A 15916-nucleotide genomic window follows, 5' to 3' on the forward strand; every position below is an offset into this window, starting at 1 on the left:
AATAACCAATGAGATTAAAACTATTTATTATAATTATTACATGTTGCTTCTATTCTCAGGCAAAAGCGCAAGATCCTATTTTTACACAATATTTTCTAATTCCGGAAACCCTAAATCCGGGATTTACAGGATTTATGGAAACGACCTATACAGGTATAATTCACCGCGAACAATGGCCGGATTTAGATTTAAGGATTGATACCGATTATGCATTTGTAAATACCTGGAGTGACAAATTAAACAGCGGTTTAGGAATCAGTTTTTTAAACCAAAGAGAAAACCTGACCAGCTATAATTATTCGCAGATAAACGCCAATTACGCCTATAAAGTAAGACTAAACGACGACTGGTATTTTAGACCCGCAGTCGAAGCAGGTTTCGGACTTAAATCATTTGGATTTCAAAATTTATTGCTCGAAGATCAAATTAATATTCGAACAGGTGTTATCAATTCAAACACAATGGATCCGACATTATTAAACAGAAAAATGACATTTTTCGATGTTTCTGCCGGAATGGTTTTCAATAATGACAATGCTTGGGTTGGCCTTTCGATGAAACATCTTAACAAACCGAATATTGCCTTTAGTTCAGATGGAAATGTGCCTTTAAATACCTTTTTTTCGTTAAGCGCAGGTTACGAATTCCTTGTAATAGATTATATAGATGTATTACTGCTTCCGTACGAAACCAAGTTTTTTGTCACTTCAAATTACATGCAGCAAGGCCGATACAACCGACTTGATTTAGGAGCTTCGATTTTATTCGAGAAAATATTCTTTGGCGCAACAGCGGTAACAAATCCCGCAAAAAACGGAATCAATGGCGATTTGCTGACATCTATAAACCTTTTCACAGGCTTGCAATACGAGCATTTAAGATTTGGACTTTCATACGATTTAAACACAACCAAAATTGGAAAAACGGGCGGAATCTACGAACTTTCGTTAACCTATCAGTTTGATTTAAGCAGAAAATGTTTCGGCTGTCCTAATTATTCGGGGAAATAATATAAATCAATAATTCCAATTTCCCGTTCCAAATATTCCGTAGAGGCGCACAGCAGTGCGTCTCCGCAACGATTATCCACAACATAAAGCACATACAGAAAACCCAACAGATTTTCAAAACCTGTCGGGTTTAATTATTGCGTCATATTGGTGTCGAATTACTTTGCGTAGACGCACTGCAGTGCGCCTCTACGGTGCGTCTCTACAGAATATCTATGTGTATAATTTTACGTTAATAAAGAAATCTCTTTTTCAATATTAATTCTCGCTTTCTCTTCATATAAATTCTGAAACTCATCAGTCTGAAAAATAAACTCATTTTCCAGAAAATGTTTCAACGCTTTAGCACGTCCGGATTTGTATAGAAAATCAGGATAAATACGATATTCTTTTCGGATTTGTTCGCAATAGATTTTATAATCTTCCCAATCTTTAGCGAGAATCTTCAAATCAAAATCAATTAGCCAGTTAATATCTTCAATGTCATTATGTTGATGTTGCTGCGTAGCACAAATAGCATCAAAAACTAATTGTCTATTAATACTGATATTTTCAGGTAAAATCGCCAAAGCATATTCGGCACTTTTGAGTTCGTTATCTTTTTTAGAAGCCAAATAAACAAAATCATGGTAAAAAATAGAAAATAATATCTCATTTGGATTTTGAAGTTTATCACGATACGTTTCAAAACTCTCAATCATAGCCGAAATATGAGTTAAGTTATGATAATGTCTTGATTTTGTTGAATATGTCTTTTCTAAATCCTGCCAGTTTTTTTGAATATCATTTGCTGAAAAGCCAATATTTAAAAGTAATTCAGAATAGATTTTCTCTAAATTCATGATCTTTTTTACTCAAATTTAAAATTATTTTTTCACTACGCAAAATAATTGCGCAGTAGTTCTGAAATCTTTGCTCAGGAAATAAAACAATAACTATTGTCTAATTTTAAAAACCAGAAATTATGAAATTCAATTTTTTAGCAAAAGAAAAAAACAATATAGTTAATCACGAAAATGCACTAGCTTTTTCTTTAACATCAGAATACGAATTGTATGCAGCAGTTGTAACAACAAGTTTAAATGCTTCATTTTATGAAAAAGATACAACTCGTTTACAAAGAATACAAAGCTTAATCAAAAAAAGCAATCCGGTATTTGTAGCAAAATTGGCTGTCTATGCCCGCAACGAAATGCATATGCGTTCTGTGCCATTAGTTTTGATTGTAGAATTAGCCAAGATATATTCTGGCGATTCATTAATCAGTAAAATGATTACACATGTTATACAACGTTCAGACGAAATAACAGAATTATTGGCTTACTATCAAATGGCAAACGAACGAAATGGTGTTAAGAAATTAAACCGTTTATCAAAACAAATACAAAAAGGTTTAGCAGTTTCGTTCAACAAATTTGACGAATACCAATTCGCAAAATACAATCGTGATGATGCAGTGAAATTAAAAGATGCCTTGTTTTTGGTGCATCCAAAAGCAAAAGATAAAGCGCAGCAATTAATCTTTGATAAATTGGTAAACAACACTTTGCAAACGCCATATACATGGGAAACAGAATTGTCGCAATTAGGTCAAGTAAAATTTTACAACCACATTGAAAAACAAAAAGCATTCAAACAAAAATGGGAGGAATTAATCGATAGCGGTAAAATAGGTTACATGGCTTTGTTACGCAACTTACGAAATATCTTAGAAGCAAATGTTTCCGGTTTTCATATGTTAAAAGTATGCGATTACCTTTCTAACGAAAAAGCAGTCGCAAACTCAAAACAATTGCCATTCCGATTTTTAGCAGCATATCGTGAAGTGAAAGATTTGAATTTCAAATACACTTCAATGGTTTTAGATGCTTTGGAAGATGCCGTTATGGTGAGTTCACAAAACATAAAAGGTTTTGATGTTAATACATCGGTTGTAATTGCCTGCGACGTTTCGGGTTCTATGCAAAAAGCGATCTCACCAAAAAGTAAAGTAATGCTTTACGACATCGGTTTGATGTTAGGTATGTTAATGCAAAGTCGTTGCCAAAATGTGGTAAGCGGTATGTTTGGTGACCGTTGGAAAATAATCAATATGCCAAAACGAAGCATATTGGCCAATGTTAACGAATATTACAAACGCGAAGGTGAAGTAGGTTATGCTACAAACGGTCATTTGGTTGTAGAAGATTTAATCAGCCGAAAAGAAATTGTAGATAAAGTAATGTTGTTTACAGATGTTCAAATGTGGAATAATGCTTACACAAAAGATTCATTTGCAAACTCCTGGAACCGATACAAAACTATCGCACCAAACGCAAAATTATATTTGTTTGATTTGGCAGGTTACGGTAACTCGCCAATAAACATCGAAAAAAACGATGTATATTTAATAGCCGGCTGGTCCGATAAAGTATTTGATGTTTTAAATGCTTTAGAAGATAAAAACAGCGCGTTGAATTACATCAACCGAATAGAATTGTAAAAAAAGAATCTACTGCGCAAAATAATTGCGCAGTAGTATTTGAATCTTTGTAAAAGGAAAAGTTCATTAAAAATAAAGAAAAAAACAAGTGTCGTAGATAAGTATTACTTCGATCCAAACGTCTCGGTCGAGAGTTCGATTCTCTCCATTTTTGTTAATAATAAAAATGTAGCTCAGTGGTTAGAGCAAGATGAACAATTACTTATTGGTTGTTGCCTTGTTTAAAAAAACATTGGTGTCGTAGACAAGAGTTACTTCGAGGGAATTGTGTTACAGGTTCGAATCCTGTTCAGGTAATCTGATGGTGTAAGTGGAAACACGCATAAAATAGTCTCTTGTCGCTCATAACCCGATAAAATAAAAAGAATGTCGTAAATAAGAGATACTTCGTATCCAATTTTAGGGGAGGAATAACGAAGTTGTAAAATCAGCAAGGTTATCCAGTTCGACTCTGGCACAGACAAAGCCCCGCCCAATTCTCTTATTGCTTTTTACTTCTTTTAAAAAATGGAAAATGTCGTGTGTGAGAGTTACTTCGTATAGGGTTCAAAATACTCTCATCAATTATTACTTTTTCAAAAAATAAGATGCCGTTTATAAGTGTTACTTCGTTGGTTGATTTATTAGGTTCGAGTCCTAAATTATCACTTATACAATATTGCTCTTAAAAAAAGAGTGTCGTCAGGAAATGGTTCCTTCGTTCCAAAGAAAATTAAACCATTCCTAAACATTACCTCTTTTAAAATTATTAATTAAAATGGATGTAGAATAAACATCAAATAAATAAAATTAAACACCAGGTTTGTCATTTCGAGGAACGAGAAATCTCCGCAAGTAACTCCGTAACGAGAGTCCAATCTTTGTAGAGCTTCTCGTGGAGATTTCTCGTTCCTCGAAATGACAAACTGTGTGTTAATCACTTAAAATAAAACTTTGTGCCCTTGCGACTTTGCGAGAAATACGTCTTCGCTGAGCAAAAAAACTTAGAATTAAAACAGCTACGCAAAATAACTGCGCAGTATAAAACAACCTTTGTACTATCAAAAAAACAAAAACAAATGAATACACAAATAAACGGTACAGATATATTAGAATTAGGATTCCCGGAAGGAAAAATAATCGGAATTGCGTTAAAAATAAACAGCAAAAGAAACGGATTTAACCGCGATCAAATGATCACAAACTTTAAAAACGTACTGGAAACTCCAGAAAACTATATAGACGATAAAATCTTTAGCAAACTAGCCGTTGCATTAATCGAAAAAGCAAATGAAAAACCAGAAGATTTCATCGCTTTAAACGAAACTCCAAATGCGTATTCCGCTTACGGATTAGAGCATATCGAAGACGGAGCCAGAAAACAAATGGAAGTTGCCATGAAATTGCCTGTGACAGTTGCCGGAGCTTTAATGCCAGACGCACATCAAGGTTACGGATTACCAATTGGCGGAGTTTTAGCCACAAAAAATGCCATTATTCCGTATGGTGTTGGTGTTGATATTGGTTGCAGAATGGCGTTATCGGTTTACGATATTCCAGAAGATTTTTACTTTGAAAACGAAGCCAAATTCAAAAGAGAATTAATAGCCAATTCTATTTTTGGAGCAGGTCACGGATTTCACGGTCAATACAAATCAGATCATGCGGTTTTGGAGAACGATACATTTAACATGAATCCGTTTGTGAAGAATTTAAAAGATAAAGCCTGGTCGCAATTAGGATCTTCCGGTGGAGGAAATCACTTTGTCGAATTCGGAATCATGGAATTTGCAAAAGACGATCCTGTTTTGAATATTCTAAAAGGTAAATATGTCGCTTTGTTAACGCATTCAGGTTCACGTGGAATGGGCGCAACAATCGCCGGACATTATACCAAAATTGCCAAAGACGAATGTAAACTTCCAGAAGTGGCAAGAAACTTAGCTTACTTGGATATGAATTCACAATTAGGTCAGGAATACTGGTTGGCGATGAATCTTGCAGGAGATTACGCTTCGGCTTGTCACGAGATTATTCATAACAAAATGGAAAAAGCTTTGGGAGCAGTAATTTTAGCCAAAGTCGAAAACCATCATAATTTTGCATGGAAAGAAATCTGGAACGGCGAAGAAGTAATCGTACATAGAAAAGGAGCAACCCCAGCCGGAAAAGGCGTTATGGGAATCATTCCGGGAAGTATGACCGCACCGGGATTTTTAGTGAGAGGAAAAGGGGAGGAGAACGCCATAAATTCTGCTTCACACGGAGCAGGAAGACAAATGAGCAGAACTCAAGCCATAAAAAACATCACACAAACCGATATGAAATCCATCCTGAAACATCACGGCGTTACGCTTATTGGAGCAGGACTTGACGAAGCCCCAATGGCTTATAAAGATATCAACCAAGTGATGGAAGCACAACAAGACTTAGTTGACGTTGTCGCCAAATTCACCCCAAAATTAGTGAGAATGGCAGATGACGGAAGTAGAGAAGACTAGTGGTCAGTGATCAGTTTTTAGTGTTCAGTGTAGAGACGCACAGCAGTGCGTCTAACTCTTTGTGATGATTTTAACCGCAAAGTTCACAAAGATTTACGCAAAGTTCGCAAAGAATTTTTTCACGCAGATTCGGCAGATTTTGCAGATTTTTTATAATCCTTATTAATCTTTATAATCTGTGGCAAAAATAAAAACTTTGCGACTCTGCGAGATTAATACAATAATAATTGGACCAAAGAATAAAAAAAACTTTGTGTCTTAGCGCCTTCGTGGCAAAAACTTAAAAAAATGAAAACATACATAGACATAGGAATCAACCTAACCAATAAACAATTCCAAAACCACATAGACGATGTTGTACAAGATGCGCTCGACGCCGACGTATCGCAAATGATCCTAACCGGAACAAGCATACGAAACAGCGAAGCATCATTAAAAATCGCAAAACAATATCCGGGAATATTATATTCGACAGCCGGAATTCATCCGCATGATGCGAAGAGTTTTGATGCACAAAGCATTTCAAAACTGCGAAATTTATTAAAGCAGAAACAAGTCGTTTCGGTTGGCGAATGCGGACTCGATTTTGATCGTGATTTTTCGCCCAGAAACAAACAGGAAGAATGTTATAAAGCCCAATTAGAATTGGCGATCGAAGTCGAGAAACCTTTGTTTTTGCACGAGAGAGCCGCTTTTAATAGTTTTATCAATATCACCAAAGACTATTTACCGCAATTGCCAAAAGCCGTTGTGCATTGTTTTACAGGAACGCTCCCCGAAGCCAAAACCTATATTGATAACGGATTTTATCTTGGTTTTACCGGAGCGATTTCTGATACCAAACGTTTCAGTTATTTAAAAGAAGTCATTCAATATGTTCCGCTTGACCGAATGATGATCGAAACCGATGCGCCATTTATGCTTCCAAAAAATACTCCAAACAGTCTTTTGAAAAAATACCACGAACGAAGATGTGAACCAGCTTTTCTGCCGTATGTTGCCGGAACAATTGCACAGTTTAAAGGAATTACTTTAGATAAAGTGGCAGAGGAAACGAGTAAGAACGCTAAAAGTTTTTTTAATATTTAAAATGCAATATGTTTTATAATTTAGTAAAATGACAAATCTAAAAAATAGAGGGAAAGAAGCCAGCGATGATGTTTTATTCGGGACTTTAAAAATCCAGTTAAAATTAAAAGAAGCCGTTGCAGATATGCGTTATTTTCTTAGCCGAGGTTATGGCGAAAAAGCGACATTAGCTTTGGTAGGAAATCGGTATCGTCTTAATTCTCGTCAGCAGCAGGTTGTTCGGGGTATGAGTGCTTCTCAAAACCAAATTGAAGATCGGAAATCTAAAGAAATTGAAATTCAAAATCTTGCAGGAAAAGAAATTATCATCGATGGATTTAATGCATTGATTCTGCTGGAAAGTATTTTGTCAAATGCATATGTTTTTAAAGGATTAGATGGTTTTATTAGAGATTTATCAAGTGTTTACGGAACTTACAAAAAAGTAAAACAGACTTCGCAGGCAATTGAAATTATTGCCGATTTCTTTGTAAAACAACAAATTAAAAAAGCCTATTGGTTATTTGATAAACCAGTTTCAAATAGTGGTAAACTAAAACAAATAATTGAAGAAATAGCTTCAATAAACAACTATAACTGGACAGTAGAATTGGTAAATAACCCAGATAAAATAATTGCCGAAAGAAATTTAATCGCCATAACTTCTGATGCCTGGATTTTAGATAATTGCTCGGCTAATTTTAATTTGATAAAACATATTTTAGAGGATCTAAATGTCCACGAAACTATTATTTACAGTGAATAAATATGAATCCCATTCCATTATTTAATAAATTAAAAGAAGTAATTCCTTATCTCAATAAAGCATGGAAAACAAAATATGCTTTGTTTTTAATCGACGAAAATCTGTATCTCTTTGCGGTCAACCTTATTTTCTTCCATAATCAAAATGCAGAAGTTTCAAGAAAACCTTTTTTTAAAGAGGAAATTATAATTTCGATACAAGATAAAATGGTTTACTTTAAAAAAGTTTTGGAGGATTTCGAAAGTAATTCAAATGAAATAAATTCAAGTCTTATCAAAGCTTTACAAGAAACACCTTTTGATATTATTTTGCTTATTTTGGGACAAAGATTAACTTCGGCCAGCAAATGTGACGAAACCGGAATTCCTCCTTCAAAAATAAATCTATTCGAAAGTTGTTTTGCACCTTTTAATAATGAAATTTCTGTTGTTGAAAGAGCCTGGGAAAAACATGTGGGCAGAAAAAATGACAGCGAAAGTGTTTTGGGAGAAATAAAAGGAAACCGTAATCAAAAACGGCTTATGGTAGAAAAATTATTGCATCATATGATTGGATACAAAACATGGTGGAATATATTTTATCATTACAAACACGATTTGGTATACGAAATCAGATTGAGTAACGGACAAGGAATGCGCTGGTCTGCCGATGGGAAAAAATTCATAGGATTTTTAGAAGATTTTTTAGAAGAATAAAATGGAAGAAAATAAAAAATATGCTTTTAGTGATCAAGAATGGGAAGCTTGCATCAAGGTTCTGAAGACATTAAAAGAAGTTCCGCTTGATAATCCTGATAATGATTTGTTTTCAGGACTGATTACTAAGATTCATAAAAATGCAAAAAAGAACTTGCGCAGTGCCAGTTATACTTCTAAAAGAAAAGAAGATCTCAACACAAGTTTAAATGCCGAATTAGCATCAAAAGCATTAAGCGGAGAAACATTATTTGCCGAAAAAGAAAATCCAGATGAGCAGCAGTTTACAGCATTAAAAATTCCTAAAAACTGTTATTGCTGTAATCAATCGTACAAATTTGCCCATAGTTTTTACACACGCCTTTGCCCGGAATGTGCGACAGAAAATTATGAAAAGCGTTTTCAAAAAATAGATTTAAAAGGAAGAAACGTTATTTTAACAGGCGGCAGGGTAAAAGTAGGATTTGCAACAGCCTTAAAATTATTGCGTAATAATGCCAATGTTGTGCTTACAACACGTTTTCCGGCACTCGCTCTGGAACAGTTTCGTCAGGAAAATGATTTTGAACTTTGGAAAGAAAACCTAATTGTATATGGCTTAGATCTTAGAAATTTAAACGCCATAAACGATTTTGTTTCGTTTTATAAATCTAAATTTCAAAGCGTAGATATTTTGATCAACAATGCTGCGCAAACCATAAAATATCCAGATGAATATTATGTGCCTTTAATTAGCAAAGAAAATAAACTGCTGTTAAACTTTAAATCAAACGGAAACCTTATTGCCAATCAAACCAATGTTGTTAAGGAAGTAAAAGCTTTAGAATATGGTTCTGATGAAAAAACAGAACTCAAGCTAACACGTTTTGGACAGCCTGTAGATAATCGCGAAAAAACAAGCTGGAATTCGACTTTAGAAGAAATCAGTATGTATGAATTGGTTGAGGTAAATTTAATCAACCAAATTGCGCCGTATTTTTTAATAAAAGAATTAAAACCTTTATTTCTCAACTCTGCTTTTCAGGAACGCTTTATAATAAACGTAACTTCATCTGAAGGGATTTTTAGTTATACAAACAAAACAGTTTTTCATCCGCATACCAATATGACAAAGGCGGCGCTGAATATGATGACGCTGACTTCTGCCAAAGAATTTGCCGATGATTCTATTTTTATGAATAGTGTTGATGTTGGCTGGATTTCGACCGGAGCAAAGGAAAGTTTACGGAAAAAACAATTTGAAGAGGGTTATATTCCGCCGTTAGATTCTGTAGATGGAGCCAGCAGAATTTTAGATCCCATAGTTCAGGGAATAGAAGGAAAAAGTATATTTGGGGTCTTGTTGAAAAACTACAAAGTTTCGCAATGGTAAAAATGGGATAGTAGTTTAATTGGAAAAACAATTACAACCACCGTAGAAGTTTTGGGTTCGAGTCCCAAATGTCCCACTAAGGTGTTAGCTCAATTGGAAGAGTATTCCCCACCACGGGGAAAGGATGCAGGTTCGAGTCCAGGCACACCTTTCTTTTTGAGCTTCAAAGTTACAGAGATACAAAGGTTCAAAGCTTTTTTCTTGGCATTTATACAAAGAGGTGTTAGTTCAACTGGAAGAACGCTTGTCATGCAAGCAAGAAGCTGCGGGTTCGAATCCCGTACACCTTACTTTTTTAGTCTCAAAGCTTAAAAAAACTTCGTGGCTTTGTGACTTCGTGGCATTTTAAAAACGCAGACAAAAAACACGTGTAATTACTTGGTTCAAAACTTCGATGTTTAATTACATTTGGAACAATCAGGAATAAAATAAATATCAGAAAAGTTTAAAACAATGAACATTCAAAAAAGCAGATTAATTCTATTTTCGGCAGTATTACTAATAATGTTTTCTTGTAAAGAAGAAAAGAAACCCAAAAAGCTTAAAACAAGTCATAAAAAAGAAGTTGCAGCAGTTGAACCTGAGGAAATAGAAGGCAGAATCCTGAATGAAACGCAAAGTAATTTTCTGAAACAAGTCATGTTAGAAGATATTGGAAAAGATAAATATGATAATCTGCAAACAGAAAAAGCACCTTACGATGTACATTTTTCAAATGATGGTGATCCTTATTCTGTTTCGTATGATATTATAAAAGAACAGGATTTTAACAACGACGGAATTATAGATTATGTACTAAATGTAGATTCAACCGGAATGTTGGGCGGAAACGCAAATACAAACCAATGCTACGTTTATTACATCATGAAAGATGCCATTAATTATAAAGAAAAGCATACCATTTTAGGCTATGCTCCATTTTCTTATAATATAATTGATGAAGCAGAATTTGCCGGAGATAAATTTAAAGTCAAGATCACGCAAAATTTCAGGACTTATTCAAACGACAATTTAAAAACAGCTTCTTTGTCGTTTGTTTATAAAAACGGAAACCTATACGAAGAATCCTATTTATCTGATTGTAAGCTGGCAAAGTTAGAATCTAAAACAATTTTTGATGATATACCCGAAGTTACTAAACGTGTTCGCGACATCGATTGGCATAATTACTGCGAAACCATTGGAGAAGTATATAAAAAGAATGATACGCTTATTTTAGCTGATTTAGGAGGCTGCGATAACTTATCACTAACTTTTGATACCGAATACAAAGTCGATAGAAATAAGTTAAAAGATATTCAATTTAGAAAAAATACGGCTTTAAAACTCTTAACCTTTTTAGCAGCCAATACTCAGTTTGTTGAAGAAATTAATGTTATGATCAAATACTATCAGGAAAATCCAATAACCGACAAATTTATCGAATCTGTAGAAGGATATGGTTTTAGGGTTTTAATACAAAATAATGATCCAAAGAAAAATATACTTCGTTTCTTAGTTCAGCTCGACAAAATTGATAATCCTTATCAAAAAGAAAATTGGGAAATAGCAACACGTAATAAAACCGCTCCAAAAGAAGAAGAGATAGATGATTGATTTTTTTAGGGCAAAGGTTTAAAGCTTAAAAAAACTTCTCGGCATTCATACAAAGGTGTTAGCTCAACTGGAAGAGCGTCTGTTTGCTAAACAGGAGGATGCGGGTTCGAGTCCTTGCACACCTTTAATTTAAAATAAAAAAGGTTTTCTTCTTAGAATCTTATGACGAAATCAAAAAAAATATTCAGATATAGATGTTAGCTCAACTGGAAGAATGTCTGTTTTGCAGGGGGGGAGGCTGCAGGTTCGAGTCCCGTACATCTATCAAATTTCAAATGAAATCATTCAATACATCTGGTTTGACAGAATGATGATCGAAACAAATGTACCGTTTATGCTTCCAAAAAACACTCCGAACAGTCTTTTAAGGAAATACTATGACGTTGCTGCGAACCTGCTTTTCTGTCTTTTGTTGCAGAAACGATTGTACAGTTTAAAGGAATTTCAGGAATTAAGATTGTTGCTAAACTATTAGAAATGGGAATAGTTTTTTTATTATTGGGTAAAGAAAATATTTGACAGTAAATTTGCTGTTATTTGTTTTTAGCAGTATATTTGTTGTCAAATTATTTTAACAGTAATTTTGTTGTCAAAAGTTTTTAAAAAAAATATCAATCTATGAGTATGTACTGGAAATCGCCTAAAATTGTTTTAGGTCCTGTAGCAACAGGTGATTATTATTATAAAAGAGAAGAAATTGTAAATGATATCTGGGCGGAACTAGACAAAGGCTCATTTGTTTTAATGGCTGCTCCACGTAGAGTTGGCAAAACTTCAGTAATGAAGCATTTAGAAAAATATCCTAAAGAAAATTATAGAGTTATTTTTAAAAATGTACAAAGCTTAAAATCAGAAAAGGAATTTTATAAGACTATCTATGGGTTAATATTGAGTTGTTTAAGTAAAAGTAGCAAGCTTAAAAATTATTTTAAAAAATATATAGCAAATAAATCAATTAGTGAAGTTGATTTGACAGGTTCTTTCAAGATTGACAGTAAAGAAATTGATTATTTAGAAGAAATTAATGTTGTTATTTCAGATATACAGAAAGAAGGTGAAACGGTGGTACTTTTAATTGATGAATTGCCAGAAGTATTACATAATCTTAATAAAAACAGTAAAAAAGAAGAAGCAATAGGTATATTGAAAAACCTTAGATCTTGGAGGCAAGAAGAAAGATTTAGTAAATTAAAATTTGTACTAGCAGGTTCAATAGGTATTCATTATGTGGTAAATACTATAGAAGGCAGAAGTACTGATTTAAATGATCTAAAAAAAGTTTCCTGCCATGCTTTAGATTATGACGAAGCTAATCAATATATTGATTGGGCGACTAAAGATGCTACAGTTCAATATAATCAAGACTTAAAAAAATATTTATTAGCTAAAATCCAATATTTTATTCCATATTTTTTAAATATAATTTTTGACGAAGTTGATAAGAAAGCAAGAAAAAATAATAAGATTGACATAACCGAGAGTGATATTGATGATGCTTTTAATGTATCAATAAAAAATAATGATCACTTCGAAGATTGGAAAAAAAGACTATCAGATTATTTACCAGCTGAAGATTATACTTATGCCAATAAAATTCTAACACACATAGCTCATAAGAACAAAATTCCAATTCAAAAAATCCATGACTTTGCTATAACATATAATAAAAAAGATGATTTTATGGATATTATCGATGAGTTAGAAAAAGATGGATATATTGTAGAAAATAAGAAAAGTTATAGTTTTATATCACCATTTTTAAAAGAATTTTGGAAAAGAAAAAACCCCATTAATCATGAATAATGAAAATTTTAAAGCAGGAAATTGGTTTATTGATCAATTGAATCTTTATCAATCCGCTAATAGTGATTTTAAATCCGTCAAAAATAATTTTATTATTAGAGAAATGGAATTTGAGATTATAGCAAAATCATTACTTTCTAAAAAGATAAGTGATCCTTTACAACATGAACTTATTTTAGGTAGACGGGGAAGTGGTAAATCAACGTTGTTAAAACGAATAGAAATTGAAATCTGTGAAAATGCTAAACTAAATAAAAAATATATTCCAATTAATTTAGCTGAAGAGCAAGCAGGTGTCTATCGTTTATTTGACTTATGGGAACAAGTTCTCGAAGAGATAAAATATCAATTAAATATTGATCTTGTATTAACTGAATTTTCTGAATTTAATTCTAATGATGATTATACTAATTATTTGTATAGATTAATTCATGATATATGTAAGAAGTATAAGAAAAGAATTGTCTTAATACTAGACAATTTTGATAGAATAGTTGAGAATTTTATTGATGATGGTAATTTATTAAGAGAGACATTAATAAACTATAATGATATTCAAATTATTGCTGGAAGCACTAGAATGGATGAACATTTCTGGAGATATGATATGCCTTTTTATGAGTTTTTTAGGAGACATAGATTAGAGACATTAAGTAAAGAAGAAATATTAAAGTTACTTAATCATTGGAGTTCTTCTTTAGATATTCCGGAATTAAAAATTTACTTAGAAAGTAATATTGGAAAAATTGAAAATATAAGAATTCTTACCGATGGTTTACCGCGTACTTTACAATTTTTTATTCAAATGGTTTTGCAAAATACGGATTTAAATAGTTATGATTATTTAAAAAAAATAATGGATAACGTTACACCTCTTTATCAGGAACGATTAAATAGTTTACCGCCACAATTGCGAAAAACTGTATTGGAATTGGCATTTGTTTGGGAAGCTTGTACAACAAAAAAATTAGTCGAAAAGGTGAAAATGGAAAGTAAATTAATTTCAGCTAATTTAAAAACCTTAGTAGAGAAAGGAGTTGTTGATAGGATTGAAACGAGTAAAAAAAATCATTTATATAGAATTTCAGAACGATTTTTTAATATGTGGTTGATTATAACCCAAGGAAATCCTGAACAAAAAAGAAAAGCAAAATGGTTAAGTATTTTTTTGGAAAATTGGTATGATGCTAAAGATTTAAAAAAAATAGCAGGAATCCATATTCAGAATTTAAAAAATAAGGACATAACTTGGGATAAAGCATTGATTTTTTCAAAAGGTTTATGTCAAAGTAGATATATTTCTACTTTAGAAAGAGACAGTATTATAGAGCTTACAGAGAGAATTAGAGATACAGGTAATAACAGTTTTTTGATTGAATTACCAGAAAAATTCAATAAAATATATGATAATATTATGGAATTTTTAGAAGCTGGAAAGTATTCAAAAGCTTTAGATTTAATTAACGGTATTGAAAATGAGGAAGATGGGGTTAAGTTTAATTTACTAGGATATGTTTATGAAAAGCTGGACAATCCAATAAATGCAGAGAAATTTTATTTAAAAAGTATTAATAAGGATCATACGAATGCATTTTTTAATTTATCATTATTGTATTCGGATTTGAATAGAATAGAAGATGCTGAAAAATTTTATCTAAAAGCTTGTGAAAAGGGAATAAATATGGCTATGTATAATTTAGGAAATCTATACGTAAACCAAAATGAAAATAAAAAAGCAGAAAATTTTTATTTGTTAGCAATTGAAAATGGTGTTGTAGAGGCATATAATAATTTAGGGCTTTTATATTTTTATCAAAAAAAATATGATGAAGCGGAAGAAAATTATTTACTTGGGATAAAAAATAATGATATAAATTCAATGTTTAATTTGGCTATTTTATATAGAACTCAAGGGAAATATGAGGATGCAAAATTTTATTATCTATTGGCTTCTAAAAATGGAATAGATGTAGCACTTGATGATTTAGCTTTGATGTATGAAAAGATTGGAGATTTTGATAAAGCAGAAAAATATTATTTATTATCGATTAAAAAACAATATTTCGAGTCATTAGAAAATTTAGCAATATTGTATCACAAGCAGGAAAGATACGAAAAAGCAGAAAAGTATTACCTATTAGCAATAGAGAAAAAGAAAGTAAATTCTTTGAACAATTTAGCATATTTATATTATGAATTAAATGTTAAAAAAGAGGAATCTCTAAAGCTAATTGAAGAATGTGTAGAAAGTAAAAAAAGTACTATTTCTTTAGAAACCCAATTGATTGTCGAAATTTGGAATGGTATTTTTAGCAATATTGAAGAGAGGATAAATTCAATTGTATCGGAAAAAAAAGGAAATGATTTGGAAGATTTTTTATTTGATTTATTAGTTCAACAACAAAAAAAGATAGTTTTTCAATTATTCCAAAATCAAGATTTTGGTAAAATTTTGCAAGAAAAATATATTGTATTTTATTATGTAGTTTTGTTGCTAAATAATAATCAAGAGGAAAATCTCTCATTAAGAATTCCACCAGAATTAAAAGAAACAATTGATGATGTAATATTGCGTATTCATGAAAAAGAATATTTATATGATTATAAATAAAATAATTTTAGATTTTAAAAAGAATCTTACCCT

The 15916-nt window shown here is 32.1% G+C and carries 11 protein-coding genes and 4 tRNA genes; 14 read left to right on the forward strand and 1 reads right to left on the reverse strand.

Going from position 1 to position 15916, the window contains the following annotated elements:
• Positions 1–8 precede the first annotated feature (8 nt).
• A complete protein-coding gene (locus BUE10_RS10255) occupies positions 9–1010 on the forward strand; it encodes a PorP/SprF family type IX secretion system membrane protein (RefSeq protein WP_073484791.1) in 1002 nt (333 codons plus the stop codon).
• Between the two features lie 227 nt (positions 1011–1237).
• On the opposite strand, the gene BUE10_RS10260 is transcribed toward BUE10_RS10255, so the two are convergent.
• Entirely contained in the window at positions 1238–1852 is a 615-nt protein-coding gene (locus BUE10_RS10260) for an HD domain-containing protein (RefSeq protein WP_073484792.1), read from the reverse strand.
• A 122-nt stretch (positions 1853–1974) separates the two neighbouring features.
• On the opposite strand from BUE10_RS10260, the gene BUE10_RS10265 reads away from it, so the two are divergent.
• The 13 genes from BUE10_RS10265 to BUE10_RS10320 all read left to right on the forward strand — a co-directional run bounded on the left by BUE10_RS10265 (position 1975) and on the right by BUE10_RS10320 (position 15883).
• Positions 1975–3492 carry a TROVE domain-containing protein gene (locus BUE10_RS10265; protein ID WP_073484794.1) on the forward strand — a complete coding sequence of 506 codons (1518 nt, stop codon included), beginning with the start codon at positions 1975–1977 and terminating at the stop codon, positions 3490–3492.
• Between the two features lie 1058 nt (positions 3493–4550).
• Positions 4551–5972 carry an RtcB family protein gene (locus tag BUE10_RS10270; protein ID WP_073484795.1) on the forward strand — a complete coding sequence of 474 codons (1422 nt, stop codon included), beginning with the start codon at positions 4551–4553 and terminating at the stop codon, positions 5970–5972.
• 288 nt (positions 5973–6260) lie between these two features.
• Positions 6261–7061 carry a TatD family hydrolase gene (locus BUE10_RS10275; protein WP_073484797.1) on the forward strand — a complete coding sequence of 267 codons (801 nt, stop codon included), beginning with the start codon at positions 6261–6263 and terminating at the stop codon, positions 7059–7061.
• Between the two features lie 28 nt (positions 7062–7089).
• Positions 7090–7806 (forward strand): DUF434 domain-containing protein, encoded by a 717-nt coding sequence (locus BUE10_RS10280; RefSeq protein ID WP_073484799.1) that lies wholly within the window; start codon positions 7090–7092, stop codon positions 7804–7806.
• Positions 7807–7808: 2 nt separating this feature from the next.
• Positions 7809–8501 carry a hypothetical protein gene (locus BUE10_RS10285; protein ID WP_073484801.1) on the forward strand — a complete coding sequence of 231 codons (693 nt, stop codon included), beginning with the start codon at positions 7809–7811 and terminating at the stop codon, positions 8499–8501.
• Position 8502: 1 nt separating this feature from the next.
• Positions 8503–9873 carry an SDR family NAD(P)-dependent oxidoreductase gene (locus BUE10_RS10290; protein ID WP_073484803.1) on the forward strand — a complete coding sequence of 457 codons (1371 nt, stop codon included), beginning with the start codon at positions 8503–8505 and terminating at the stop codon, positions 9871–9873.
• Between the two features lie 4 nt (positions 9874–9877).
• Positions 9878–9949: transfer RNA gene (locus BUE10_RS10295), tRNA-OTHER, on the forward strand.
• A gap of 2 nt (positions 9950–9951) precedes the next feature.
• Positions 9952–10025 (forward strand) — tRNA-Trp (locus BUE10_RS24010).
• 65 nt (positions 10026–10090) lie between these two features.
• A tRNA-Ala gene (locus tag BUE10_RS10300) sits at positions 10091–10163 on the forward strand.
• A gap of 163 nt (positions 10164–10326) precedes the next feature.
• Positions 10327–11469 carry a hypothetical protein gene (locus BUE10_RS10305; RefSeq protein ID WP_143055956.1) on the forward strand — a complete coding sequence of 381 codons (1143 nt, stop codon included), beginning with the start codon at positions 10327–10329 and terminating at the stop codon, positions 11467–11469.
• A 52-nt stretch (positions 11470–11521) separates the two neighbouring features.
• Positions 11522–11595, forward strand: a tRNA-Ser gene (locus BUE10_RS10310).
• Between the two features lie 492 nt (positions 11596–12087).
• Positions 12088–13272: an AAA family ATPase gene (locus tag BUE10_RS10315; protein WP_143055957.1), complete on the forward strand. Its 1185-nt coding sequence runs from the start codon at positions 12088–12090 to the stop codon at positions 13270–13272.
• The gene (locus tag BUE10_RS10320; RefSeq protein ID WP_073484808.1) at positions 13265–15883 is read left to right on the forward strand and encodes a tetratricopeptide repeat protein; all 2619 of its coding nucleotides are present in this window, start codon (positions 13265–13267) and stop codon (positions 15881–15883) included. Before BUE10_RS10315 ends, BUE10_RS10320 begins: the two co-directional genes overlap by 8 nt.
• Positions 15884–15916: the final 33 nt, after the last annotated feature.

This window comes from Flavobacterium sp. CF108 (assembly GCF_900129795.1).
Taxonomy (GTDB): domain Bacteria; phylum Bacteroidota; class Bacteroidia; order Flavobacteriales; family Flavobacteriaceae; genus Flavobacterium.

Excerpts from the sequence above, each read along its gene's own strand:
- BUE10_RS10255 (WP_073484791.1), top strand. The coding sequence starts at position 9 with ATGAGATTAAAACTATTTATTATAATTATTACATGTTGCTTCTATTCT.
- BUE10_RS10260 (WP_073484792.1), bottom strand. The coding sequence starts at position 1,852 with ATGAATTTAGAGAAAATCTATTCTGAATTACTTTTAAATATTGGCTTT.
- BUE10_RS10265 (WP_073484794.1), top strand. The coding sequence starts at position 1,975 with ATGAAATTCAATTTTTTAGCAAAAGAAAAAAACAATATAGTTAATCAC.
- BUE10_RS10270 (WP_073484795.1), top strand. The coding sequence starts at position 4,551 with ATGAATACACAAATAAACGGTACAGATATATTAGAATTAGGATTCCCG.
- BUE10_RS10275 (WP_073484797.1), top strand. The coding sequence starts at position 6,261 with ATGAAAACATACATAGACATAGGAATCAACCTAACCAATAAACAATTC.
- BUE10_RS10280 (WP_073484799.1), top strand. The coding sequence starts at position 7,090 with ATGACAAATCTAAAAAATAGAGGGAAAGAAGCCAGCGATGATGTTTTA.
- BUE10_RS10285 (WP_073484801.1), top strand. The coding sequence starts at position 7,809 with ATGAATCCCATTCCATTATTTAATAAATTAAAAGAAGTAATTCCTTAT.
- BUE10_RS10290 (WP_073484803.1), top strand. The coding sequence starts at position 8,503 with ATGGAAGAAAATAAAAAATATGCTTTTAGTGATCAAGAATGGGAAGCT.
- BUE10_RS10305 (WP_143055956.1), top strand. The coding sequence starts at position 10,327 with ATGAACATTCAAAAAAGCAGATTAATTCTATTTTCGGCAGTATTACTA.
- BUE10_RS10315 (WP_143055957.1), top strand. The coding sequence starts at position 12,088 with ATGAGTATGTACTGGAAATCGCCTAAAATTGTTTTAGGTCCTGTAGCA.
- BUE10_RS10320 (WP_073484808.1), top strand. The coding sequence starts at position 13,265 with ATGAATAATGAAAATTTTAAAGCAGGAAATTGGTTTATTGATCAATTG.